Origin of the sequence: Brevibacillus centrosporus (genome assembly GCF_003710815.1) — a bacterium.
Taxonomy (GTDB): domain Bacteria; phylum Bacillota; class Bacilli; order Brevibacillales; family Brevibacillaceae; genus Brevibacillus; species Brevibacillus centrosporus.
The window spans coordinates 48096-73136 of record NZ_RHHP01000023.1 but is presented as its reverse complement, the minus strand read 5'-3'; the positions used below and the strand labels follow the sequence as shown (position 1 = coordinate 73136).

The following is a 25041-nucleotide window of genomic DNA, read 5'->3' as shown; positions in this document are numbered from 1 at the left end:
TTGTTAATCCACCAGCACCATTTTGTCTTTGGGGAACAGCAGATTGACCTTTTGGCCGCTCCTGTACGGGGTCTCCATTTCTTGATTCACCGTGAAATCGCCCAGATCCGTCTCCACGACATATTGATAGCTGCGTCCCAGGAACGTACTGACTTTGACGCTTCCCCTCAAACGGTTCATCGCTTGATCCTGTGTCTCTTCCGTCGTCACCATCAGGTCATCAGGGCGAAGCGCGCATTTTTTGCCCGACGGATTCGCGGTGCCCGGATGATTGGCTGCAAGAAACGCGTGATCGCCTACGCGCAGGCTGATTTCTCCGTTTTGATTCGTGCGTTCGGCAAACGTAATGAAGTTGGTGAAGCCGATAAAGCGTGCAATGAATTCTGTTTTTGGGTATTTAAAAATCGTTGCCGGATCGTCCAGCTGCTCGATGACTCCTTTGTTCATGATCGCCACCTGATCGGAAATGGAGAAGCACTCCTCCTGATCGTGGGATACGTAAACCGTCGTGATGCCCAGCTCCTGCTGGATGCGGCGGATTTCGACCCGCATGTTGATGCGCAGGTTTGCATCCAGGTTGGAAAGTGGCTCGTCAAACAGCAGCAGGTCCGGCTGGATAACCAGCGCACGGGCAATCGCTACCCGCTGCCTTTGCCCACCGGAAAGCTCTTTCGGATGACGCTTTTCAAAGCCGTTCAGGCTGACGACATCCAGAATGTCCATGACGCGCTTTTTCACTTCGGTTTCGTTTACTTTTCGCAGGCGCAGACCGAATGCTACGTTGTCAAAAACGGACAGGTGCGGGAACAGCGCGTAGCTTTGAAATACGAACCCGAAATTGCGCCTGTTGACCGGAACGCGCGTGTAGTCTTTTCCATCAAACAGAAACTTGCCGTCCTTCGCTTCGAGGAATCCCGCGATCAGACGCAGCGTCGTAGTCTTCCCGCAGCCGCTCGGTCCCAGCAAGGAAATGAGCTGACCTTTTTCGATGTTCAGATTGAAATTTTGCAAAATGTACTGATTGTCGTAGGCAACCGATACGTTTTCCAGCGTGAGCAATGCCATGGTTTGATGCCTCCGTTATCGTTTAGTAAAGGCAGAAAGCCCCATAAGACGTTCGATGATGAACATGAGAATGGCCGTCACGATCATGAGCAGCACGGAAATAGCAGCAATCGTCGGGTCAAAGTTGTTTTCCACGTACGTCAGCATCTGAATCGGCAGCGTGCTTACCCCAGGACCTGTCATAAAGACGGAAATATCTACGTTATTGAACGACTCCAGAAAGGCGATCAGGATCGCAGCAATAATCCCGGAGCGAATGTTCGGCAGCACAACTTTAAAGAACGTTCCCAGGCGTCCTGCTCCCAGACTCAGCGCCGCTTCCTCGACGGCAAAATCAAAGTTGGACAAGCTCGAAGCCACGACTCGGATAATGAACGGCAGCATGACGACGGTGTGTCCCACCAAGAGCCCTGCGTAAATCGGCAAATCGTACACAACGATGACGTATTTGAGCATCGCAAAGCCCATGACAATGCCCGGAATGAGTACAGGCGAAATGAAGATCGCATTGAGCGCAGCTTTGCCCTTGAACTGAAAGCGACTCAGCGCATAGGCTGCGGGAATCCCCAAGATCAATGCAAGCAGATTGCCGATCAACGAGACAAACATGGACGTCTTGAACGTCGTCATGAACATCTCGACCTTGAAAATGTTTTCGTACCAGCGCCAGGAAAAGCCCTCTGGCGGAAATTTCAAAACCGTCCCCGGTTCAAATGACGTAAAGGAAATGATGATGAGCGGCCCCAGCAAAAACAGAAACACCAGAAGCGTAAACAGGGCCAACCCGCGATTTTTCTCCTGCATAGCTTCTACCCCTTCGGATTTAATTTCGTCGCCAGTTTGTTCATCAGGAAAATCACCACAAAGGTAATGACAATCATGATCGTGGCAATGACGGATGCCATGTACCAGTCATTTAGCGTAATGGCATTTTGATAGAGAAACGTGGAGATGACCCGCTGCTTCCCCCCCAGCAAAGCCGGTGTCGTATAAGCGGTCAAGCTGCCTACGAATACAAGAATGCTTCCGATGATGAGTCCTGGTACACTGAGCGGCACGATGACCTTTCGAAACGCGGTAAACTTGGACGCTCCCAGGCTTTCGGCAGCTTTGATCAGGTCCGGATCGATGTTTTCCATGACCCCTACCAGCGTGATAATGATCAAAGGCAGGAACAGATGGATCAAGCCGATCATCATCGCGGTAGGCGTGTACAATATTTCCAACGGCTTTTCGATCAGCCCTATCGAGATCAGGGAGCTGTTCAAAAGCCCTTTTTTTCCGAGAATAATCATCCAGCTAAACGAGCGTACAACCGAGCTCGTCAGCAAAGGAAAAATTGCCAAGGCCAAGAGAATGCCTTTTTTGCGAGCACCCAGCTTGGAGATGTAATAGGCAGCCGGGAAGCCTAACAGGATGCAAACAATCGTGGTTACGAGACTTACCTGCAAGGTAGTCAGCAGGATCTTGATAAAATACGGATCGGTCAGAAACTTGAGATAGCCTTCAACGGTAAAGCTTCCTTCATGAAAGAAGGTGGACGCAATCGTCATCACGATCGGAATGATCATGAACAGCGTCAAAAACAGAACGCCTGGCAGCAATAACAGATAAAGCCCCTTTTTCTTCATGCATTAACTCCTGTTCCCGGAATCGTCAGGCTTTCAGGGCGCGGATAAAGCGTTCAAAAAACGCTTCGGCATCCACGGCCAGGCAGACGTTCACGTTGGGTTCTTTCCCCCAGCGATTCTGGAAATCGCACACGGTTTGTCCATCACACAACTCACTTCTCGTTTCCACATCTACGTAAAGCTTCTGGGTCGTCACGAGATTGCGGTTCAGTGCCACTCCTACAGCAAGCGGGTCATGCATGGCGCAGGCTCTCACGCCATTGCGCTCAAAATAGCGTTCCAGGTAATCGGATGTGCTCTGTTTTACGTAACGGGCAATCGATGTATCTCCCAGCTCGCGAATATGGTCTTCGTTCAGCAAAACTTTTCTTGTCACATCGAGACCGACCATCGTCAGCTCCGGGAAGCCTGCGTGCAGTACGACCTTTGCTGCTTCCGGATCGACGTACATGTTGTACTCTGCTGTTGGTGTGACATTCCCGTGTTCGCGAACGACACCGCCCATAAAAATGACTTCTTTCACATGGTGCACGAGCTCCGGACATTTCCGTACGGCCAGTGCGAGGTTGGTCAAAGGACCTGTCAGGACCAAGGTCACTTCTCCCGACTGCGCAAGCACATTTTCGATGATAAAATCAGGCGCAAAGCCCTTCGTCGGCTGCGTCACTACTGTTGCCTCGCGCAAAGCTCCTCCAAGACCGTCTTCCCCGTGTACCCGATGCTCGAAAAACACTGTCCGCAATAATGGCTGGGAAGCTCCCGGCACGAGAGGAATCTGCTCTCCCACTTGAAGCAGATCGAGAATCTTGCACGTATTTTCCGTCGCCTTTCCAAGCGACACGTTACCGTTCACCGTTGTGATTCCGATCAGATCCATTTCCCCGCTTTTGACAGCGAGAATAATCCCCAATGCATCATCAATGCCGGTATCCACATCCAGAATGATCTTGTGCTTCATGAGCGAGCCTCCTGCTTTTTCTAGAAAGAAAGATCAAGGGCATAAACGAGATTGCTTCGCCTATACCCTTGTCGCTTTCCAAACGGTTTACTGGGTGATTTCGCGGTTCCAACGATCAATCCATGCTTTGGAATGCTCGTTCACGAATTTCATGTCCAGCTTGTGCAGTTTTTTGATGGTTTCTTCCCCGTACGTTACGCCTTTTGCTTCCTCGTCGGTCAGCTTCACGCCTGTGTTTACAGGAGAATCCACTTTTGCTTTGGCTGTTTTTTCTTGAACGCCCTTGCTCAGCTGCCAGTTGATAAAGTCTTCAGCGAGCTCTTTGTTTTTGCTGCCTTTTACGATGTTCACCGTATTCATGACTGCGTAGCCGCCCTCTTCTGGGGTCACGAATTTCGCTTCCGGAACAGCAGCCTGGATGTCTTTGAAGTACATTTCCATGATTGGTCCTGCCGCGATTTCTTCTTGGCTGAACATGTTTACATACTCAGAGGTCTTGTCGTAGTATTTCACGACGCCCTTGTTTGCTTCTTTCATTTTCGCGAAAGCTTGGTCTTCATTGAATTCTTTGCTGCCTGCCACTTGGGAAGCGGCATCCAGAATCATTGGGCCTGTAGTGGAAGTGATGTTTGGCAGCGTCAGCTTGCCTGCTACCTCAGGACTCCACAGGTCTTTCCAGCTTTTTATTTCCGTTTTGATTACGTTTGGATTGTAAGCAATCCCAAATTGTCCAATGGTGTAAGCCGGGCCGTAGTCTTCACCCAGCGGCGCTTTGGCGATGTCGTAGATCTCACTTAAGTTTGGAATACGGCTGCGGTCGATCTTTTCAAACGCACCACTTTCGATTCCTTGCTGCGCATAGTAGTCAGAGAGGTAGATCAGATCCACATCAGAGCTGCCTTGGCGAATTTTGTTCAGACGCTCGGCGTTGTTCCCGATTTCCAGCACGATTTTGACGTTGTGTTCTTTTTCAAATGGCTCATATACTTCTTTGCGGAAAAAGTCTTCAGAAAAGCCCCAGGTAGAAATCACCAGCTTTTGCGGTTCTCCTTTTGCCGCTCCGCCAGCTGCATTGTCTTTTGGCTGCTCGCTGCTGCCGCAGCCTGCCAGCGCCATGGAAATCATCGAAAAGGAAAGAACCCCTGTTAACCACTTTTTCATCGTTATATTCCTCCATATTTTCGTCTTCTATTGAATTGATTGTTTCCATTGGCCTTATGGGTCTATGCGCCATCACACCTTCAAAAGGAATTATCTGGTAGAAAAAGAAAAGAAAAGTGCCCTTGATTAGAACGTAGCATTCTAAACAAGAGCACTTTTCTTCGTAAACAAAGAGTAGCGACACCCGTTTTCCGTTGTCATCGGTCTTCCCCTCAGATAGATCCAAAGGGAAAATCCGAACGACTTCGTTAGGCATTCGATTGTGGTTCAGCCAAAATCACATTGGTGATCGCGATCTGCGTAGCCGCGTCGTAATCCCTCAAAACTGCTTCCATGTCGAGATTCATCTCTTCTTCCAAACGCTCTCGCAGCTTCTTTTTATAGAGCAGCGACATTCGGAAATCGACCTCGAGCTTCAGAGCAGGCGCCTCCCCTTCCAATGCAGCTGAACGCGGTGAGCGCCGATGCTTCGCATAGAAGGTGACGATATTATTTTCGATAGTTACTCTCAGTAAAGTTGTCCCAAATCCGAACAACTCCTTGGCTATCTCGTTGTAGATGGCAGACAGCCTTTTTCTGCTTTCGTTTGTGTCCTGTAAAGTCATGACATCACCTACGAGAGTAAGTATCAAGGTTATTGATTTTTTCTCATTATACATATGATAAACGTCATTATCAAGTAATCATTCGTATTTTGATCGATTTACCAAAATTCAGAATGCGAGAAAGTTGTCGAATAACATTTGACATGCATAAAAATGCGAGATATAATCCTACTATCCAAATGAGAATTGCACCTTATTAAACTTCATATCTCAATCTCTTATAAAGAGAGGCGGAGGGACTGGCCCTATGAAGCCTCGGCAACCTATCTCCTATTAGATATGGTGCCAAATCCAGCGGGAGAATTTCCGGAAGATAAGAGAGGCATGAGTAACTGACTAACTCTGACAGTTTACGACAACCTCTTCTTTCGGGAAGAGGTTTTTCTTTTACCCTCATGGTTTTATTTTTCAAAACATACACACTCATTAGACAAAAGGGGAGAAATTCATCATGAAAAAGACGGGAATTTTGCTTAGCACACTACTGCTCGCAGCATCCTTGCTGACTGCTTGCGGCGCAAAACAAGAAGCTGCACCAGCAGCAAATGGCGCAGCTGCCGAACAAACAAAAGTGAAAGTCGGGGTAACAGCTGGACCACACGAAGAAATCCTAAACAAAGTAAAAGAGGTCGCAAAAGCTCAAGGCCTGGAAGTTGAAGTCGTCGTATTCAATGACTACGTACAGCCAAACCAAGCTCTCGATAAAGGTAATCTGGATGCAAACAGCTTCCAAACCATCCCATTCCTGGACAAATTCAACGAGGACCACAAAACCAAAATTGTGGAAGTCGCAAAAGGCGTAACTTTCCCAATGGGTCTGTACTCCACCAAGCATAAAAAAGTAGAAGAAATCCCAGAAGGCGGCGTTGTGGGTATTCAAAACGACCCAACCAACCGCGCTCGCGCATTGCTGTTGTACCAAGCAGCTGGTCTGATCAAGCTGAAGGATGGCGTAGGCAATAAAGCGACTCCGCTCGATATCGTGGAAAATCCGAAAAAGCTGGAATTCAAAGAACTGGAAGCCGCTTTCCTGGCGCGTTCCCTAAACAACGTAGAAGCAGCTTCGATCAACACCAACTTCGCGATGGAAGCCGGCTACAATCCGAAAAAAGACTCCATCTTCTCTGAAACATCGGATTCTCCTTACGTAAACATCATCGCTGCCAAAGAAGAGAACAAAGACAATCCGGCCATCAAAAAACTGGCGGAGATCTACCGTTCTGAAGAACTGAAAAAATTCATCGATGAACACTTCCAAGGAGCTGTGCTCCCATCCTGGTAAGCACTAAATATCGAACAACAAGGAGACTGGAGAGATGATACAGCTAACCGACATCCATAAGTCGTATACAGTAGGAAACAAGCAGGTTCAAGCCTTGAAGGGCGTCACCTTGAACGTGGAGAAAGGACAGATTTTCGGCGTGATCGGCTTCAGCGGAGCAGGGAAAAGCACCCTGCTTCGTACGATCAACCTGCTCGAGAAGCCGACCAGCGGCTCCGTCGTCGTCAACGGTCAAAATATGCTCTCGTTGAAAGAAAAGGATTTGCGCAATGCCCGCAAAAAGATCGGGATCATCTTTCAGCACTTTAACCTCTTATCCTCTTATAACGTCTTTGACAACGTAGCCGAGATTTTGCGAATGAACCGGGTACCAAAGGATGTAATCAAGAAGAAGGTAGAAGATCTATTGCGGTTGGTTGGGCTTGAAGACAAAGCAAACTCCTATCCTTCCCAGCTGTCGGGTGGTCAAAAGCAGCGCGTTGGGATCGCTCGCGCCCTGGCGACGGATCCGGAGATTCTTTTGTGCGACGAAGCTACCTCTGCCCTCGACCCGCAGACGACCGAATCGATTCTCGAGCTTCTTCTGGACATTAACCGGAAATTCAATCTGACCATCGTGCTGATTACGCACGAAATGCAGGTCATCAAAAAAATCTGCGACAACGTAGCGATCATGGAAAACGGTGTGGTCATCGAACAAGGCTCTGTTCTCGATATTTTCAGCAATCCACAGCAGCAAACCACCAAGAATTTCATTAAGACCATTTTCGATGACAATGTACCAAGCGAGATTGTAGACAACATCAAGCAGAGCGGCCCGGCAGCCAAGATCCTTCGCGTGGCTTTCCGCGGCGATGCTGCACTCGATCCTGTCCTCGGTACTTTGTCGGCTCGTTTTCCGGTCAGCACCAACCTGCTGTACGGATCGATTACTTCCATAAAAGGAACGGCACTGGGCATCCTGCTCCTGCACATTTCCGGTGAGGAAAAAGATGTAGAGGCAGGCATCCAATTTCTACGCGATTCCGTCTATAACGTAGATATCGTGTCTCGAGAGGGGGGAAGCAACTAATGGAACGTTTGGCCGAAATGATCCCGGTTTTTGGACAGTCTTTGCAGGAGACGATCATCATGGTCGGCTTCTCCCTGGTCATCGCGACATTGGTGGGAATTCCTTTGGGGATTCTGCTCGTGATCACGCAAGGCAATCATTTGTTTCCGAACAAATGGATTTACCACACCTTGAATACCATTATTAACGTTGTACGCTCCCTCCCCTTCATCATCCTGATGGTCGCGATCATTCCGTTCACGGAGCTGATCGTCGGCACTTCCATCGGAATCGAGGGGGCGATCGTTCCCCTAATCGTATACACGGCGCCGTATATCTCCCGTTTGATGGAGACAGCCCTGCACGATGTAGATCGCGGCGTAATCGAAGCTTACCAGGCGATGGGCGCATCTCGCACGCAGATTATTTTCCGCATCATGCTTCGTGAGGCACGTCCGGGTATCGTCCTTTGCTTGACGATCGCCACGATTGGTTTGATCGGAGCAACTGCGATGGCAGGCGCTGTCGGTGCAGGTGGCTTGGGCGACCTGGCTCTGCGCTACGGCTATCAATCCTGGGATATCGAAGTGATGGTCATTACCGTGGTCATCCTCGTCGTCCTGGTGCAGCTGATTCAATCCCTGGGCAACTGGGCAGCGAGAAAACTGAAAAAGAGTTCCTAATTCATCGAACCTCTAACTGTCATACGGTTAGGGGTTCTTGTATGATCGTAATAGAGACGAACATTGAAACGGAGGCATTCAAAAATGAGCGGCATCCCCCATACGCTTTTAGAGGATCTGAAAAAAATCACGGCAGACGACCGTGCTACCACAAATGAAACCATGCTTCAGCAGCACAGTAAGGACGAGTCCCATCATACACCGGTACTCCCTGACGTCGTTGTTTTTCCGACTACGAAAGAAGAGGTATCGGCCATTTTGAAATACGCCAATGATCACCGTATTCCCGTTGTTCCTTTTGGGGTGGGCTCCAGTCTGGAAGGACATTGCATCCCGCTTAAAGGCGGTATCTCCATCGATTTTCAGCAGATGAACCAAATCATTGAGGTGCGTCCCGATGACTTTCTCGTGCGTGTACAGCCTGGTGTGACTCGCACACAGCTCAATGCCGCTCTAAAAAAGCACGGACTCTTTTTCCCCGTAGATCCAGGTGCAGATGCGACTATCGGCGGCATGACAGCTACGAATGCAGGCGGCACGACCAGCGTACGCTACGGCATCATGCGCAGCCAAGTCCGTGACCTCGAAGTCGTAATGGCTGACGGCTCCATCATTCATACAGGCGGCCTTTCCGCCAAATCCTCCTCCGGCTACCATCTCACCGGTTTGTTTGTCGGTTCGGAGGGTACGCTGGGCGCATTCACGGAAATCACCCTCAAGGTGTACGGCATTCCTGAAACGGTCATCGCTGGTCGTGCGACGTTCCCTACGATGAAACAGGCTGTCGATGGGGCAATGTCCTTGCTGGCAGCCGGAATTGCCATTGCCCGTGTCGAGCTGGTGGACAGCACCTCGATCCGCCAAGTGAATCTGCATAGCGAAACGGAATATTTGGAGCAGCCTACCCTGTTCCTCGAATTTCACGGCAATGAGGCTGGACTGACGCACGATGTCTCCTTTGCCCAAGAGCTGCTCGAAGAAAATGGCTCTATCGACTTTTTGGTTGAAACAGATTCCAAAAAAAGGGCAAAACTATGGGAAGCGCGCCATAATCTCGCCTACGCCTTCAAGCACGGCTTCCCCGGTAAAGAAATGATGCTCACGGATGTATGCACCCCCCTATCCGAACTGACAGGAGCGGTCGTCTATGCTCGCGAGGTCATCGATCAAAGCGGACTGGCTGGCGGTGTTTTAGGTCACGTGGGCGATGGAAACTTCCACACCACGCTGATGTTCAACAAGCAGGATCCAGCCGAAGTACAGCTGGCCGAGGAGGTCAATGCTAAAATCGTCGAATACGCCCTGCAAAAAGGCGGTACCTGCACAGGCGAGCACGGCATTGGCATCGGGAAGAAAAAGTACCTGCAAAAAGAGCATGCGGACACGCTTCCCTGGATGAAGCTGATCAAGCAGCAGTTCGATCCCCACAACATCCTGAATCCGGGCAAAATCCTGGATTAACTGCGTCTGGCGCGTCTGTTTACCAGATTGTTCACGGAATGTTTGGTGGTAATCCGGGACATATTCGTGTACACTTATGTCTATAGGGTCATATCTAAGAGAGGGGCTACTACAAACACATGAAAAAACTGCTCATGCTTTTGGTTGCCGTAACACTCGTTTTCGCATCTGGCGGATTCATTGATCATGCGGACGCAAAAGGCTACAAATCCGGGAAAAAATCCTTTAATTCCAATACGGCTCCAACGAACACGCAAACACCTACAAAAGGTGATTCCAACTTAAACAGCACGACGACGAATAAAGGCACGACAACTCCTGCAAGCACACCTTCCACTGCAGCTCCAAGCAAAAGCGGCGGCTTCATGAAAGGTCTTCTGGTTGGTGGACTGGCCGGTATGCTGTTCGGAGGACTGTTTGGCAATATGGGTGCACTGGGTGCCATCTTCGGCTTCCTGATCAACATGCTTGCGATCGTTGCCTTGATCGTCCTGATCCGCAAAGTATTCGTTTACTTTAAAACGCAACGCCAGAAGAAACAGGAAATGAACGCATGGAAAAGATAAAGTTTGATGAGCAAGTCCTGATCAACGCCATCTGCCTGCATGTGGCGAGCAAGAAGCAGATTCAGCCACATGAGGTCGAGGTTGAACTGATGTGGGATGAAGAGTACGGCTTTTCCGCTGAGGTTTATACGATGGGTAGGAAGCAGGTTTTCGTCGAGATCAACCTGATCGAAGCTATCCGCTACTATCTGGAGACACAGCTTCAGCGCAATCCGTATTCGGCAGGTATCGAGCTGGTGCTGGATGACGAAGAAGGCATTCTCGCCTATGTCACGTACCAGAGCTAAATTCTTTTAAACTACAAAGCCAATTCGAACACAGACACTTGTGGACGAATTGGCTTTTTCCTTTGTTTATGCGATTGCTTTGCCTATTCCAGTTTTAGTCTTCTTCGTCGTCATCCTCTTCCAGCTCGTCGTCACTAAGAATGCACGAATTTGGGTCCTTTTTCATGAAACGAGCCGCATTTAGACCAATCATTTCAGCCGCAATCCCTGTATTGCCGTCTGGCAAAATCGGAGAAACGGAGAGGTCTGCCACCTTGAGATTTTTCGTACCAAATACATTCAGGAAACCATCGACTACCCCTTCCTCGATCGTTTCTGCCATCCTGCACTGACCGCCAAAATGAAAGAAGTTGGAATACGATCCTTTGACATAGGCCTCCAGACTTGCTGGATGCTCTGCTTTGAATGCTCCCAAAGCAAGGGGTTGATCAGGGTCCGCGAGCAGGATCGGCACCAGCTGCGATGTCTCTACCCGAACGCCCATACCGACATACGCATGTGCCTGCATGTTGTATCCCATGTTCGGGCTTTCTATCAACGTTTGAATTCCTGCCCGGGTCAAGTCCTCTGTTTTACCGATCCCGGATCGTTGCAGGATCACCGAAGAAAAAAAGCCCGCCGAGACGATAATGCCTTTTCGCGCATAACTTCTCATGGAAACACCGTTTTTGACAAAATCAACACCAACCGCGACGTATTTTCCGCGTTTTTTCTTTTTTTGAAAGACGATTTTATCGACTGTAGTCTTCCCGAAGATGGCCAGCCTTCTGCGGTTCACTCCAAACTGGTCAGATTGAAACTGGTTTCCTGGCGTAACAATTTGCGCGTTTAAATAACCAGTCGCTGTCGAGGAGCGCACAAATTCACCGTTTACCTCCCGCTGGTTATACTGCCCCTGGTAAAACGTGCAATCCCGGATACCTGTATTGTAATCCTGCACAACGGGGATCCCTAACACTTGTGCGGTTTCGTTGGTCAGCGTCTGGATCAGCCCACTGGTTGGGATGATTTGCTGCCTGATAAAAATCGGGCCGTTGGTACCTCTCTCCGCTGGGTTTTGGGTATCGCCCGTATACGTTTCATTTTCTTTAAACAAGGAACGAATCTGGTCGTAGCTCCATTGATCGCCAACGAGTTCTGCCCACCTGTTATACAGCTCCCTGCTCCCGCGTACCGAATACATGTCATTGATTTCTGAGCTTCCTCCGAGAGTCCGGCATTTTTGAGACAACAGAGGACGCCCGATCATTGCCTCAATAGTGGAAGTGAGGTTGTACGCATAGCGGTTATCGCTTGCTAAGAAAATCGCCTCTTCAATGGAACCGCTCGTTAACTCAGCAGTCATATCGGTCCCCGCTTCCAATACCAATACAGATGTTTTTTTATCATCCGTTAATTTTTTGGCAATAACGCCACCGGCCGTTCCCGCGCCGATGACGATGTAATCAAAGATTCGTTTTTAGGATAAACTGTTCTTTTTCATCCCCAATAGCTCATCTCCCTAAAGCTGTACTTGCCATCTTCGTACAGTCTATGTACAAGTTTGGAAATGGCTTGGACAAAGCGCCTCAGTCACGCGCACAAAATTAGCTTCCCTCAGCAAAAAGTCCACTCCTGGCATCTGCCATTCGAGTGGACTCTTTTCTTAGCTTATGATGATTATTTCAGATCAGCCAGTACTTCGCTTGCCATGCTGGATGTGGACACCAATCCACCCCCGGAGAGGTACCAGTAGTTTGCATCCAAGTAAATGATATTTCCATTTTTAAATGCTTTTGTATTTTTGATCAGATCGTTTTCGATCGTCTGTTTTGCAGATACGGTTGCATCTTTGTTTTTGGATACAATGCCGCCATCTACGACGAACAAGTAGTCCGGATCTTTCTCTACAACGAATTCAGGGGAAATGCTTTGACCATGCGTAGAGACTTCCAGGTTGGCGTCTACAGGAGTGAATCCAAATACATCATGCAGAATACCAAAACGAGATCCTGGTCCAAATGCGCTCAGTTTGCCTTCGCTTGTCATTACGATCAGTGCGTTCTTGCCGCTATCTTTTGTCTTGTCTGTCAGAGCTTTGATAGAATCATTGATTTTGCCCAGCTCTTCATCTACCTGTGCTTCTTTTCCAAAAACGGTACCAAGCGTCTTCATGTTCGTAGTAAAGGAATCCATATAGTTCTTTGTATCTACACCCAAGAAGATGGTTGGAGCGATTTTATTCAGTTCTTCATACGCATCTTGTTGGCGACCGGAGATGAAAATCACATCTGGCTTCATGGCATTGATTTTTTCAAAATCAGGCTCTTTCAAGCTACCGATGTTTTTGTATTTGGCATCTTTGAATTTCTCCAGGTATGGAGGCAGATTGGATTGTGCCACGCCTGTTACTTCAATTCCCAGTTTATCCAAAGAATCCAGAACTCCGTAGTCAAATGCTACAACGGTTTGCGGGTTTTTCTTCAGCTTTGCTTCACCCAGCTTGTGCTTGATTGTTACTTCTTCGGAAGAAGCTGCTGGTGCTGCTTGCTCAGTGCCTGTAGGAGCTGCTGGAGCACTATTTGATCCGCACGCAGCTGTAACCAATGCTATCAGCCCCGCCATCAAAGGCATCATCCATTTCTTTTTCACTTCTATCACCTCTACGTAAATTTGGGTTTTATCTAAAATTATTGATGGCATAGACCATCATAATAATTTTAACGACAGAAAAGAATTCTCATTCTCAAGTAAAAAGAGAAATAAAATCAGGCATAGTACACACAGATTTTGTTTTCATCGATATCCTCAATCTGAATATCCATGTCGTAGACGTCTTTTAGAGTCTGCGCACTGATGATTTCGTTCGTAGTACCTTCCCTGACGACTTTGCCATCCTTGAGTGCAACGATGTAATCAGAGTACACAGAAGCAAAGTTGATATCGTGAATCACGATAACTACGGTTTTCCCCATTTCATCAACCAAGCGTCTCAGAACTTTCATGATCTGAACGGAATGCTTCATATCCAGGTTGTTCAGAGGCTCATCGAGAAGTATGTACTCCGTATTTTGGGCGACAACCATAGCGATATAGGCACGCTGTCTTTGTCCACCACTTAGCTGGTCCAGATATTTGTGCTGAATGTCCCCCAGCTCCATATAACGAATTGCTTCATCCACATGCTTCCAATCTTCTTTTGTCAGGTTTCCCTGAGAGTAGGGAAAACGGCCAAAGCTGACCAGCTCACGAATCGTCAGACGCACAGTAATATGGTTGGTCTGTTTGAGAATCGAAATCTTTTTTGCCAAATCACTGCTTTTGCATTGGCCAATTTCGGTTCCTTCCAAAAGTATCTCTCCCTGATCCTTCGTCAAGAGACGGCTGATCATGGACAGCAGGGTGCTTTTGCCAGCCCCATTTGGCCCGATAAATGACGTGATTTTTCCCTTGGCAATGCGAAGCGACACATTTTCCACGACATTTTTACTGCCATACTGCTTTGAGACATTCCGGATTTCTACCATGACTTATTCTCCTTTAACAGAAGATAGATAAAGTAAGCACCACCAATGAAGTTGACGATGACACTAAGTGTGGTCGAGAACGTAAAGACACGTTCTACTATAAGCAGTCCGCCCACGAGGGCAATGATGCTGATCAAAGCGGAACCTACAATCAAATGCTTGTGCTGATACGTCTTCATAAATTGATGGGCAACGTTGACGACCAATAGTCCGAGAAACGTGATGGGACCTACCAATGCAGTAGAGATCGAAACGAGAATCGCAATGATAATCAGGAAACGCTTTACGACGAAATCGTAATTTACGCCCAGATTGATTGCCTGATCTCTGCCCAGTGACATGACATCCAGGTATTTAATGTACTTCCAGAAATAAATCCCTACAGCAATGATCAGGACAAAGCTTATGATTAACAAATCGGTGTTAACATTATTGAAGCTCGCAAACATTTTATCTTGCACACGCAAAAATTCATTCGGATCAATCAACAGCTGCAAGAAGGTAGAGAGGCTGTTAAACAGCGTTCCGAAGATCAACCCTATGAGCAGTAAAAAGTAAATGTTTTGCCCTTCCCTTTTAAACAGCCATTTATAAAGCAGTCCTGCAAACAGGATCATTAAAACCACGGATATCAGGAAATTCACGTTTTTGTTGATTAGGGTCAGACTCGTCGATCCAAGAGCAAAGATCACAAGCGTCTGAATGAACATATACAATGAATCCAATCCGATGATGCTTGGGGTAAGAATTCGGTTATTCGTAATGGTCTGGAACACCAACGTGGAAAATGCTATCACACTACCAGTCAATACGATCGCCAGAATCTTTTTCAACCTCCGGGGGAGAACATAATCCCAGTTTCCACCCGCATCGATCATCATGAATATGGCTATCAAGACAATGGCAACAATCGTCAGGCCTATAATCTTCGCTTTCATCGGTCATACGCCTTTCTTCTCATAAGTAAGAAAATAAATATCGCGCTGCCGACAACACCGACCATCAAGCCGATGGAAATTTCATACGGGAAGATAATAAGGCGACCCAAGATGTCGCAGCACAGAACGAACACAGCGCCTAGCAATGCCGTATGGGATAAGCTCTTCTTCAAGTTATCGCCTAGGTAAAGCGTGACGATATTTGGAATGATTAACCCTAGAAAAGGAATCGTGCCTACCGTGAGAATAACGAGAGACGAAACCATTGCCACGATAATAAGACCAATATTGACCACCTGTTTGTAATTGAGTCCCAGGTTGATAGCGAACTCCTCACCCATACCAGCAATCGTGAATTTGTTTGCAAACAAGTACGCTATAATCACGAGCGGTATGCTGAGGTAGAGCAGTTCATAGCTCCCTTTCATAATGGAGGAAAAGTCTCCGTGCAGCCAAGCGGTCATGTTCCGGATGAGATCGTATTTGTAGGCAAAAAACATCGTAATGGAACCGACAATATTACCAAACATCAAGCCCACCAGCGGAATGAAAATGGAATCTTTAAACTTGATCTTCTCAAGGATCTTCATGAAGATGAATGTCCCCAAGAGAGCAAAAACAAAGGCAACAAGCAGCTTCAGCCACGGACTGGCATCGGTGAATACCATCAGTGACACCAGAATACCAAATCGGACAGAATCCTCCGTACCGGCAGTGGTAGGCGATACGAACTTGTTCCTCGTCAGCTGCTGCATGATCAAACCTACGATACTCATGCTGACACCCGCGATGATGATACTGATCAAACGTGGGACTCTACTGATCCACATTACCTGCGTCTTTTCTTCCGTGAGATCGAACAGCTCCAGCGGAGAAATGTCCTTCACACCAATAAACAAGGAAGCTATCGACAGCAGGATGAGTGCTATAACTAAATATCTCTTCTTCATCGCGTTCCCTACTTTTCCCCAGTAAAGATATTCATTCTCAGTAATAAAGAGATTCATTCTCAATTGCATCTTCCTTGCTATATTAGCACTTATTTATTGCTGATTAAAGAACTTTTTTGTTAGTCGGCTAATATATTTTTTGAATTGTCGCCGAAAAGTCAAGATTGACAGAATACGATATATTGTTTATTTTTTAAGCGATATATCGTATTGAAAGGATGAGGGTATTGCGTAACTATTTTGACTCGGATTATGGTACCTATCCTGTCTGGGGCAGGCACGATCACAGCTGCTTCCGCTATCGTGGTGACAGTGACCGCGGCCACAGGGGGCACGGCGGTCCCGGAAAACGTTTTTCGGACGAGGTGATGTGAAGTACGCTTTACTCCAGCTGCTGACCGTCCAGCCGATGCACGGCTATCAGATGATGAAAGGTCTGGAGGAAATGTCCGGCGGCTTGTACAGACCAAGTCCAGGCTCTATCTACCCTACGCTGCAGATGCTCGAAGACCGCGATCTGGTCCGGGTGAGTGAAGTGGACGGCAAAAAGGTGTATGCCATCACGGAAACAGGGACTGCTTTTCTGCAGGAGCGACCGGTTGAAAGACCTTTGAAATCGTCCGTGCACGATGCCTCCCGCGAGAGATTTGTCCAACCAGAAGAAGTGGAAAAGGAAATAAACGATCTCATCGAGCTGATGAAACAGCTTCAGCAGGAAGCATTGCACAATCCTGCGCGACGGACAAAGCTGCACTTTTTCTTGAGAAAAGTGCGTGGGAAACTGGCAGGACACCTGGATCTGGGGAGCGACAAATGAAGATGGACATCCATTCGCCTGCACACAACAAAGAGCCGCTACCTTCAACGAGGTAACGGCACATGTTCCTGCTCTATCAGATTTTTTTGCTCCCAGATCCGGCTTCGCCAGCGGAAAAACATCACGACTCCTCGTATCCATTCGTCCACAGCTACAGCCAGCCACACACCTGCCAACCCGAGATGGGCCTGAAACGCCAGGACGTACCCGAGGGGCAGACTCACACCCACCATCGAGATCAATCCCATATAGACAGGAAATTTGGCATCACCGGCTGCGCGCAAGGAGCTGATCAAAATGATGTTGAATACCCGTCCGCTCTCCAGGAAAATGCTCAGCAAAATCACCTGTGTACTGATTCTGATCACGTCCGGATCTTTTGTGAACTGTCCCATGATCGGCTCCCGAAACAAGATGACGAGCAGATTGATGATCAGCGTACAGATTAATCCCCAACGCAGGCTTTTCCAGACCCGCCCGTACGCCTCATCATTCCTGCCTGCCCCCACCAATCTACCCGTGATGATCGCTGTCCCCATTCCAATCGCGACACTAAACAAGTAAATCAGCATCGAAATGTTCGATACATACTGTCTGGACGCAAGAGCCGCAGCTCCGAGAAAAGTCACGTAGTACAAAAAGATGGACTGACAACCGTTGTACGTAATTTGTTCAAATGCCGCGGGAATTCCGACTCGGCAAATTTTACGGACGTAGGATTTGTTGATTTGGATGTAATCCTGAAAAGTGACTTTACAATCGACCAACCGGTAGTACGCCCAGAAAAAGACGAGCAGCCCTACACCTCGGCTCAAGACGGTAGAAATCGCCGCCCCCTCTACCCCGAGCTCTGGAAAACCCAGGTTTCCAAAAATCAGCAGATAGTTCCCTCCGACGTGCACGATGTTAATTCCCAAAGAGATCAGCATGCTTTCTCGCGTAAACCCGTACGTGCGAATCAAACTCGCCAGCGTATTGATCAAGGCCTGTAGAAACAAACCTCCCCCAACGATCGCTATGTACGACTTTGCCAATGACAGGATCTCGCCTTGCAGATTCATCGCCACGAGCAGCGTGTTTCCGAACAGCAAAAAACAAACGCTGATCAGAATCCCTATCGCCAAATTTAAGGTGACGGCGATCGCGCCAATTTTTGCTGCCTCCTGGAGCTTCCGTGATCCAATGTACTGCGAAACGACTATGGAAGCGCCATGTCCAATGACCTCTAATACGAGAATGGCAATGAAGACGAACTGGTTGGCTGCACCTACGGCGGATACAGCCTCATCGGAAACGCCGCTAAGCATGAAGGTATCCGTAATCCCGATCAAGGTAAACAATAGCAGCTCCAAAAAAATGGGCCAGGTTAAAGAGAAGAGTCGCAGGCCCTTTGCTTCACTGGCCATCAACGAAACGGGTTCAGTCTGGGTGTCCATGGTGTCACCTTTCTTTGGCATTGGTAGCGCCATTTTACACCGATTGCTGCACCGATTGTAGCGTTTTGGCCGTTTCTTTACATGAAATTTATCTATCCTTGACGTATATTCCCTATATTCTGGGTAGATTATCCTATAATTATCTTGCGACGTTTTTCCTACCAATGGTATTGTTAAAGGGATATCCCCCCACTACTTGGCTGGACGCACTTCAGGAGGATTTATGGCACGGATACTTATTGCTGATGACTCCATCGTCGTTCGAGAATACCTGAAAGTTACGCTGGAACGAGCGGGTCATCAGATCGTCGCAGAAGCAACCAGAGGAACCGAAGCGTTTCAAAAGTACATTGCCTACAAGCCAGACCTAGTGACCATGGACATCAACATGCCAGAGATGAATGGAATCGAAACCGTCAAAATGATTATCAATCGATTCCCAGATGCAAAAATTATCATGGTGAGCTCCCACGGCCTAAAGCCGCTTGTTTTTGAAGCAGTCTCTGCCGGTGCCACACATTACATTATCAAGCCCATCAACGAGGAGAAGCTGCTGGTCACCATCGAAAATGCCCTAATCTAAACGATCAACGAAAAACGTTCCACCCTCCAAGAACGTGATGCATTGGAGGGCTTTTTTACGTGGGCTGCAAAGTGCTTTCGGCTTCTATGAGCGGGATTCGGAAGTGAAAGCGAGTCCCATTCCCTTTTCGGGTATTCACTTCCACTGTTCCTCCAAGACGCTCGACCTCCCGCTTTACGATTGATAGACCAACGCCTCTGCCGGACCATTCCGTGACATGATCTTTGCTCGTGCTAATATCCTCGATAAACAGCGTATTGAGCCAGTCCTGATCGCTCCGTAAATCCACCCACCCTTTTTCCTGTCCCAATAATTTGAGTCGGTCCATGTCCACACCTTTGCCGTCATCTGAAATGATCATGTGCATGAAGTCATTCTCGCGCTTGACCTGGCAGCGGATCGTTCCCCACCGCTCCTTGTTTTGCCTCAAACGTTCTTCCTCTTGTTCAATGCCATGATCCAAGGCATTGCTGAATACGTGGATCAAGCTGCTGATAAAACGTCCAAAACGTTTCGGATCTACCCAAATATCATCAGCCTCGATCTGCAACGGGTAGACTCGCTTCTCCAGCCTCTCAGATGCCTTCGCTACGTATTCGCCATACCGGGACATCAGCTCAGTGATCGGACGATCGTGGAGCTGGGCAAACTCCTGGCGCAAGTGGCCATGTCCCTCTTCCTGCAAAAGCGACGACAGCTGGTCAGAGAATGCACTCCACCTCTCCGCAGAAAAGGAGATCGTTTGCTCATTTACCTGCAAAATGTCCTTCCCCAGCTGCTGCTTCATGAGATCCATATCTTGCCCGATCGCTGCACAAATGGAGTCGATCCCGTTTTGAATCTCGCTTTCCATGACTTTATCTTCTTCCACCTGCTTGGACATTTCGGACAATCTGGATTCCATGTCATGTATCTTTCGCGGTGTATGAATCAAATAAAATTGGCTAAAATCTCCCTTGAACTGATGGAGGCGGCTGATGATCTGATACATTTTTTCCGCAGGTGCACCTGCTTCCCTCCAGATTGCTTTCCACTCCGTCGCAACGAAGGAGGTAAAGCCTTTCAAAACGGATTGAAAGAGTTCAAGACTGATGGCGACGGTGACAGACATCTTCATCCGCTGCCATTCTTGCTCCATTTTATTCTCCAGCGCCCGCTGTTCGCTTCGATCCGTCAAAATGAGCATCAAGCCACCGGAAAACTCCCCCCTGCCCTCGTCAATCTGCTTGCATTCCAGCTTCAATGGCAGTTGATTGACGGTGATCTCTGTTGGAAACAGACTGAGATACAGCTCTCTTTGTGCCTGATTTTCCAGCTGAAAATACTTGTTCAGTAAGGATTGGATAAAGCCCTGGTCCTCCTTGCTTTGCGGGTACAACAGCTCGGCTACAGAAAGACCTGCCAGCTCCTTGTCAAAAATCCGCACGCACTCCCGGCTGTACTCGGAGTGAACCCGCAGGTCTTTGCCGAATGAAAGGAAACCCTGTCCCGCATTGTTTAGCAGGTTTTTATTGGCACGCAGCAACGACTCGATCTCATCTGTTCGCTCACCCACTATTTTCTCCAGGGAATGATTCCACTGCTCCAGCTGATGGTACAGGCGGGCGTTTTCAATGAAGGTCGCAATTTGAGAGAACAGCAACCGCAAAAGCTCGGTGCGTCCCTCGTTGAATACATGGGTCGACTCGTTGTTTTCGAGATAAACCACCCCGACCATTTTTCCTTGCTGCCATAACGGCGCACAGAGAATGGACTTGGGCATGTTTTTGGAGATGTACGGATCCTTGAAAAAGATCGCCTCCACATACGCCTCATGCAAGACGAGCATTTCCTCTGTTCGCATCACGTAGTTGACGGTCGCGACGGACAAAAGAGTGCCTTGCTCATAGGGAATCGACTGCAAAATCTCCATGTCCTCGTCGATACTGCCTGCCGCCTCGATGAACCACTCACTGTCCTTTTTCAGGATGATGAATCCTCGCTGGGCACCGGCGTTGCTCATAACCGTCCGCAGCATCGTCGTCAGCAGCCTGTCCAGCTTGATTTCACTCGCGATGGTTTGCGACGCCTTGATAACGGTCATGAAATCTACCATATCCGGGGTATTGCCTGCCACAGCCATATTCGTCATAGCCTGATGACTGCCCGTGCTCTCCAGATAATATTGGTACTTCACTTCCAGATCTCTAGCTTTGGCTGCGGCTCCCCATTGCATATAGGCAAAATGCGCTTCCGTCATGTAAATCCTCGCAACCGTGTTCATGCCCATTTGCAAAAAGTGTTTCGCAGCCAGCTCGTAGGCCAGTGCTTCGTTTTGCAGGAATCCACTCTTCTTCGCCGCCTGAATGGACTGCTCGTAGATAGGCGTCGCTGCCTCGGGCTTGCCATTTACACGTACCCACTCCGCATACATCAACAAGTATTTGTGCTGGAAGTTATCTGCACAGTTGGCGGCCCACTTCTTCATTTTTTTCAAATTCGCTTTGATCTTTTTGCCATACTTTTGCTTGTCCGACCAGCTAGCCTGCGGATAAAGACCAGTCAGTGCCAAAGCCTGTATAAAGACGTGCTCGCTGACCAGCAGCTGACCGCTGACCGTCTCGATCCACTGCTCAGCCTCGGTAGACATCCGCGCAGCTTCCTGGTAGTTGCCGTAGAGCAGATGCACCATCGATTTGTAGTAGTGGTACATGTAGCGCTTATAGTTGGTACCATCCGTCCGTAGAGCTTGGACGTACGCCTCTTCATCAAAGTCTCCTGCGCAAAAAGTCGTCTGGTCAACGTCCTCCCAGTGGGTCAAGCTGTGGAGCGCCTGCTTGAGCAGCAAGAGTCGGTCATCGTGATCGACTACCTTGAGCTGACGGATCAAATCTTCATACTGATCGATCTGTTGATGCAATTCTTCGATCGGCGAACCGCAGAAAAGCATCGCCTCCAGCAAACCGTGCGCACTGTAGGCGACGTAGATATTCCCGCCGCTTTCCAGCCCGTGCTGGATCGCCTTTTTCAAGAGAGGAATGTTCGTCTTGGCATGATCCCGCCAATGGTTGATCATGATGGCGAACGCCCCGTACGCTTTGGACATGGCGATCGGGTCATGGAAGCTGTCGGCTACACTGCACGCGAGCAGCCCGTAGTCATATCCTTCCTGGTACTTCCCAAACTGAGTGGCTTGCACGATCCCATATCCGGTATACCCATTGGCCGAGGCTACATCATTTCCGTGTACGAGTGAAAGATGCAGCACCCGCAAAATAGTCAGGGCAAACCAGTTCAAGTCGACAAAGTAAGAAGAGGGACCCGCATAGCTGATCATGGTCATTGCCATCCGATAGTTTTCGTCCGGTACGTCAGGCATGTAGAGCAGCTCATCTGCTTTGCGGCCTTTGAGATTTTTCTTGATATGCCACATCTCTTTTAAAATGTCCAGCTTGCCTGGCTTTGCTGGAATGTGGACTCCCAACAGCTTCAGCGCCTGACTGGCAAGCTCGACAACCAGAGGGAACTTCGCCAGGGTAGTATACATGTGCACCTGAATTTGCAAGATCCGCACCTGCTCAGCATTGGTCTTTGCATACTCTTTCACGAGCGCAAACAAAGACTCCGCTGTCTCAAAGTTGTTGCACAAATACTCGGCTTCCGCCCGCATGGTGTACAGCTCGACCATGAGCTGGCGATTGGCTTCCCAGCCCTCCTCGCGAAGCACCTCTGTTCCATGTCGAAAAAAACGCAGCGCAGCATCAAAGGCAGTGGATAGCTTGGCTCGTTGGCCCGCCAGCAGATGACAGCGCGCGACTTGCACGCGCTCGGCCTGTTCATCGATGAGTTCTGCTCCCTCGTACATATGATTGCAGATCTCAAACAAAAGGGATGATTCGTAGGAGTTGCTCAGCTCTCTCATCATTCTTCCCAGCTTGAGATGGACCATTTTACGCTCTACCTCGGACAAAAGCGAGTACGCTGCTTGCTGAATGCGGTCATGCAAAAAGGTAAAATGAATCTTGTTGTGAGCAGCCGCATCCTCCTCTTCTAGCGCTGTATAAGCTAAATAGCCGTCTCCCTCCAGCGGGTACAGCAGCCCTTCCTCGACAGCTGGCCATATATGGCGAATCGTTTCAGACTCCTTTAGATTTCGTGCCTTGGCTACCATGTGCAGATAAAAGTGATTGCCGAGGCATGCCGCGTGCGCGAGAAGCTTTTGGGTCAGCATCGGCAGCAATCTCATCCGTTCGACCAGGAAATCGGCGACATTTTCTGCCGTTTCCAGCTTTTCGATCTCCTCTAGATTCCACGCCCATTTGCCCTTATCCGGGACGTATGTCATCAGGCCCTTCTCATACAAAGATTTGATGAACTGACGGGTAAAAAACGGATTCCCTGCTGTCTTCTTGTGAACGATTTGCGCCAAGTCATGTGTTGCCTGCGGCTCCACTTGAATGGAATCAGCCAGCAGATGCGATACTTCTCCGACCTCGAGTGGATGCAAGGAGAATTGGCGGAGGATACGACTCTGACTTCCCATCTCGATTAGCGCACTCAACAGCGGATTCAGCTGACCCTGTTCCTGTTCGCGATAGGAGCATAGCAATAAAAAGTGACTGACCTGCAGATCACTGATCATTTCTTGAATCAAAAACAGCGAGGAAGGATCCGCCCATTGCAGATCGTCCAGAAACAAAACCAGTGGATGCTCAGGCTTGGCCCAGATACGTACAAAGCGCTGCATCACCATTTGAAAGCGATTCTTTGCCTCTGCAGCAGGAAGCTCCGGCACGGACGGCTGCTTGCCAATGATCATCTCCAGCTGCGGGATGACATCGACGATTACCTGCCCCATCCCCTGCAATGCCTCCGCAATCGTCTCCCTCCACATGTGCAGTTCTCGTTCGTTGCCTGCCAGGATCTGGCGTATCAGGTCTTGAAAGGCGAGCAATATCCCCGAATACGGAGCGCTTTGCTTGAATTGATCGAACTTCCCTGAGATGAAGCGGCCTTTTCCTTGAAGAAAGGTTTTCTGTGCCTCACGCACCAGCGCGGACTTTCCTACCCCTGCACTGCCATTTAACATGACCAGACGCGTAGCACCGTTGCTGATCTGTTCAAAGGACTCGGTCAACAGGGCAAGTTCCGGCTCCCGACCGTAGAGCTTCTCCGAAATATGCAGTTTGTCCGCACGATCCTGCATACCCAGCGGAAAATCAAAAATATACCCAGCCGTCTGCAGCTGTGATAAACATTGCTGCAAATCCGCGATGAGTCCTGCGCTGCTCAAATAGCGATCTTCTACATTTTTGGAAAGGCATTTCAATACGAGATCAGATAAAACCGGGGAAATCGATGGATGTGTCTGGTTAGGGGGAACGGGCTTTCGAGCCATATGCGCATGCACCAGCTCCAGTGCATCCGTCGCAAGAAACGGCGGCTTGCCCGTCAGCATCTCATAGAGTGTGATCCCAAACGAATAGTAATCCGAACGATAATCGACCGTCCGGTTCATTCGCCCCGTCTGTTCTGGTGATACGTATCGCAAATTTCCCTGCCATTCTTTTGGGTTCATGGCACTTTGATACTCTTGATAGAGCCTTGTAGACAAGCCGAAATTGATCAGCTTCACTTCCAGCGTATCCGGGTAAACCAATATGTTCATCGGGTTGATATCTTTATGAAGGACCCGTTTCTCATGAATTGTCTTCATGCATTGGGCAATCCCCAAAGCGATGGTCAGAATCTCCATCGTCGAAAATTGTCGTGTTTTCAGCAAGCTCGAGAGCGGCAAGCCACCGTGATCCTCCGTAATCAGCAAGGTCTCTCTATCATTGTGTACGAGCTCTACGAGGGTTTCGACCGCATCGGATTGAATGGACTCCAGCACTCGATATTCATGCTTTAGCTTCCATATCGAATCATTGCGAGGGATCCCCTTTTGTTGCGTCTTAATGATCACTGGCAAATTGTCCACGATCCTGAATGCGCGGTAGATACCCATATTTACATGATTTGAGATGAATTCTTTAATCCTGTATCCAGGAATCGATAACTTGCCGCTCATTCTTTTTTCACT

General features: G+C 48.6%; 21 protein-coding genes and 1 riboswitch. Of the genes, 8 read left to right on the top strand and 13 right to left on the bottom strand.

The annotated features are described in order from the left end of the window. Nucleotides 1-3: 3 nt before the first annotated feature. The 6 genes from EDM55_RS18300 to EDM55_RS18275 all read right to left on the bottom strand — a co-directional run bounded on the left by EDM55_RS18300 (nt 4) and on the right by EDM55_RS18275 (nt 5420). Nucleotides 4-1065, bottom strand: a complete 1062-nt coding sequence (locus EDM55_RS18300) for an ABC transporter ATP-binding protein (protein WP_092271926.1) — start codon at nt 1063-1065, stop codon at nt 4-6. 15 nt (nt 1066-1080) lie between these two features. Then, entirely contained in the window at nt 1081-1869 is a 789-nt protein-coding gene (locus EDM55_RS18295; protein WP_122960999.1) for an ABC transporter permease, read from the bottom strand. 5 nt (nt 1870-1874) lie between these two features. Beyond that, a complete protein-coding gene (locus EDM55_RS18290) occupies nt 1875-2696 on the bottom strand; it encodes an ABC transporter permease (protein WP_092271920.1) in 822 nt (273 codons plus the stop codon). A gap of 25 nt (nt 2697-2721) precedes the next feature. Next, nucleotides 2722-3654: a nucleoside hydrolase gene (locus EDM55_RS18285; protein ID WP_122960998.1), complete on the bottom strand. Its 933-nt coding sequence runs from the start codon at nt 3652-3654 to the stop codon at nt 2722-2724. Nucleotides 3655-3741: 87 nt separating this feature from the next. Beyond that, nucleotides 3742-4815 (bottom strand): ABC transporter substrate-binding protein, encoded by a 1074-nt coding sequence (locus tag EDM55_RS18280; protein ID WP_122960997.1) that lies wholly within the window; start codon nt 4813-4815, stop codon nt 3742-3744. Nucleotides 4816-5063: 248 nt separating this feature from the next. After that, nucleotides 5064-5420, bottom strand: a complete 357-nt coding sequence (locus EDM55_RS18275) for a DUF2294 domain-containing protein (RefSeq protein ID WP_122960996.1) — start codon at nt 5418-5420, stop codon at nt 5064-5066. 215 nt (nt 5421-5635) lie between these two features. Then, nucleotides 5636-5740, top strand: a riboswitch (SAM riboswitch). A 131-nt stretch (nt 5741-5871) separates the two neighbouring features. Between EDM55_RS18275 and EDM55_RS18270 the strand changes: the two genes are divergently transcribed. From EDM55_RS18270 to EDM55_RS18245, 6 genes are all read left to right on the top strand, one after another. Next, nucleotides 5872-6702 (top strand): MetQ/NlpA family ABC transporter substrate-binding protein, encoded by an 831-nt coding sequence (locus tag EDM55_RS18270; protein WP_092271908.1) that lies wholly within the window; start codon nt 5872-5874, stop codon nt 6700-6702. 34 nt (nt 6703-6736) lie between these two features. Further along, nucleotides 6737-7774: a methionine ABC transporter ATP-binding protein gene (locus EDM55_RS18265; protein WP_092271905.1), complete on the top strand. Its 1038-nt coding sequence runs from the start codon at nt 6737-6739 to the stop codon at nt 7772-7774. After that, the gene (locus EDM55_RS18260) at nt 7774-8436 is read left to right on the top strand and encodes a methionine ABC transporter permease (protein WP_092271902.1); all 663 of its coding nucleotides are present in this window, start codon (nt 7774-7776) and stop codon (nt 8434-8436) included. The genes EDM55_RS18265 and EDM55_RS18260 overlap by 1 nt, the downstream gene beginning before the upstream one ends. Before the next feature lie 84 nt (nt 8437-8520). Continuing rightward, on the top strand, nt 8521-9897 hold the full coding sequence (locus EDM55_RS18255) for an FAD-binding oxidoreductase (RefSeq protein ID WP_122960995.1): 1377 nt from the start codon (nt 8521-8523) through the stop codon (nt 9895-9897). Nucleotides 9898-10016: 119 nt separating this feature from the next. Further along, the gene (locus EDM55_RS18250) at nt 10017-10463 is read left to right on the top strand and encodes a hypothetical protein (protein WP_092271896.1); all 447 of its coding nucleotides are present in this window, start codon (nt 10017-10019) and stop codon (nt 10461-10463) included. Then, entirely contained in the window at nt 10451-10750 is a 300-nt protein-coding gene (locus EDM55_RS18245) for a YxcD family protein (RefSeq protein ID WP_092271893.1), read from the top strand. Before EDM55_RS18250 ends, EDM55_RS18245 begins: the two co-directional genes overlap by 13 nt. Nucleotides 10751-10844: 94 nt before the next feature. Here EDM55_RS18245 and EDM55_RS18240 read toward each other — a convergent pair whose 3' ends face one another. The 5 genes from EDM55_RS18240 to EDM55_RS18220 all read right to left on the bottom strand — a co-directional run bounded on the left by EDM55_RS18240 (nt 10845) and on the right by EDM55_RS18220 (nt 16144). Then, nucleotides 10845-12158 carry a GMC family oxidoreductase N-terminal domain-containing protein gene (locus EDM55_RS18240; RefSeq protein WP_445979236.1) on the bottom strand — a complete coding sequence of 438 codons (1314 nt, stop codon included), beginning with the start codon at nt 12156-12158 and terminating at the stop codon, nt 10845-10847. A gap of 251 nt (nt 12159-12409) precedes the next feature. Next, entirely contained in the window at nt 12410-13366 is a 957-nt protein-coding gene (locus EDM55_RS18235) for a siderophore ABC transporter substrate-binding protein (RefSeq protein WP_373863275.1), read from the bottom strand. Between the two features lie 131 nt (nt 13367-13497). Next, nucleotides 13498-14256 carry an iron ABC transporter ATP-binding protein gene (locus EDM55_RS18230; RefSeq protein WP_092271887.1) on the bottom strand — a complete coding sequence of 253 codons (759 nt, stop codon included), beginning with the start codon at nt 14254-14256 and terminating at the stop codon, nt 13498-13500. Beyond that, nucleotides 14250-15194 carry an iron chelate uptake ABC transporter family permease subunit gene (locus EDM55_RS18225; RefSeq protein ID WP_122960993.1) on the bottom strand — a complete coding sequence of 315 codons (945 nt, stop codon included), beginning with the start codon at nt 15192-15194 and terminating at the stop codon, nt 14250-14252. The genes EDM55_RS18230 and EDM55_RS18225 overlap by 7 nt, the downstream gene beginning before the upstream one ends. Then, the gene (locus EDM55_RS18220; protein ID WP_092271974.1) at nt 15191-16144 is read right to left on the bottom strand and encodes an ABC transporter permease; all 954 of its coding nucleotides are present in this window, start codon (nt 16142-16144) and stop codon (nt 15191-15193) included. The genes EDM55_RS18225 and EDM55_RS18220 overlap by 4 nt, the downstream gene beginning before the upstream one ends. Before the next feature lie 370 nt (nt 16145-16514). Here EDM55_RS18220 and EDM55_RS18215 point away from each other — a divergent pair, with 370 nt between their 5' ends. After that, a complete protein-coding gene (locus EDM55_RS18215; protein ID WP_246070846.1) occupies nt 16515-16961 on the top strand; it encodes a PadR family transcriptional regulator in 447 nt (148 codons plus the stop codon). Nucleotides 16962-17005: 44 nt separating this feature from the next. On the opposite strand, the gene EDM55_RS18210 is transcribed toward EDM55_RS18215, so the two are convergent. Next, the gene (locus tag EDM55_RS18210; protein ID WP_246070847.1) at nt 17006-18397 is read right to left on the bottom strand and encodes an MATE family efflux transporter; all 1392 of its coding nucleotides are present in this window, start codon (nt 18395-18397) and stop codon (nt 17006-17008) included. A 223-nt stretch (nt 18398-18620) separates the two neighbouring features. On the opposite strand from EDM55_RS18210, the gene EDM55_RS18205 reads away from it, so the two are divergent. Continuing rightward, on the top strand, nt 18621-18980 hold the full coding sequence (locus EDM55_RS18205) for a response regulator (RefSeq protein ID WP_122926324.1): 360 nt from the start codon (nt 18621-18623) through the stop codon (nt 18978-18980). Nucleotides 18981-19035: 55 nt separating this feature from the next. Here EDM55_RS18205 and EDM55_RS18200 read toward each other — a convergent pair whose 3' ends face one another. Continuing rightward, a complete protein-coding gene (locus tag EDM55_RS18200; RefSeq protein WP_122960992.1) occupies nt 19036-25029 on the bottom strand; it encodes an AAA family ATPase in 5994 nt (1997 codons plus the stop codon). Nucleotides 25030-25041: the final 12 nt, after the last annotated feature.